1 protein-coding gene is annotated in these 964 nt (G+C 44.7%); it reads left to right on the top strand.

Translation table 11 applies throughout. The features are described 5' to 3' along the window. Positions 1-10: 10 nt before the first annotated feature. A partial coding sequence (locus A3766_RS00805; RefSeq protein ID WP_068641467.1) for a cation:proton antiporter occupies positions 11-964 on the top strand: 954 nt, incomplete at its 3' end.

Here is a 964-nt window from a genome sequence, read left to right as displayed (position 1 = left end):
CCAAAGTACTATGGAACATCTCTCGATTGTCAATTCCTTCTTCCTTATCTTTTCTGGGGCCGCGATCCTTGCTTCAATTGTTTTATATACTCGTCAGCCTATTATTGTCGCCTATATTGCCTTAGGTGCCTTAATAGGCCCTTATGGCTTGCACTATGTGAGCGATGCGCACCTGCTGTCAGAAATAGCAGAGATCGGAATTATCTTTTTGCTGTTTTTATTAGGGCTCGATATGCAACCAAAGAGCTTGATGCACATGTTGCGAAAAGCCACCCTGGTCGCTATTGTCAGTTCCCTAGCCTTCGCCTTTACCGGGTTTATGATTGGAAAAGGCTTTGGCTACAGCTCTCAAGAGTCCGTGATTATCGGCTGTGCGATGATGTTTTCTAGTACGATTATAGGCATAAAGCTTCTCCCTACAACCGTCTTGCATCACCGCCATGTCGGGGAACTTGTTGTGGGTATGCTACTGCTACAGGATTTGGTGGCAATTGTCGTGTTGCTCATATTAGGAGGCAGCGGTACTTCAGCAGATCCGGACAGCAACAGTATCTTTAGCTTCGTTAAAACAATGCTAACTTTGCCATTACTTATCTTTGTCGTATTCGCTACCGTAAAGCATGTCATCCTTAAATTGATATCCAAGTTTGACCGTTTTCATGAGTATATATTCTTGCTGACAATTGGTTGGTGCCTGGGTGTTGCAGAACTCGCACATTACATTGGGTTATCTTCTGAAATCGGCGCTTTTATCGCAGGCATCAGCATCGCGACTAGCCCAATCGCCCAATATATAGCCGAGCATTTAAAACCGCTTCGTGACTTCTTTTTAGTTCTGTTTTTCTTTTCGCTGGGCGCTTCATTCAACTTAGGCTTACTGGCAGACGTTATTCTCCCCTCACTACTACTGGCTGGGCTGATTATTGTTATCAAGCCAGTGATATTCCGTTGGTTGCTTACGCGC

The organism is Oleiphilus sp. HI0132 (assembly GCF_001635845.1).
Note: the sequence above shows the minus strand (reverse complement) of the source record. Positions and strands in the feature narration are given on the sequence as shown.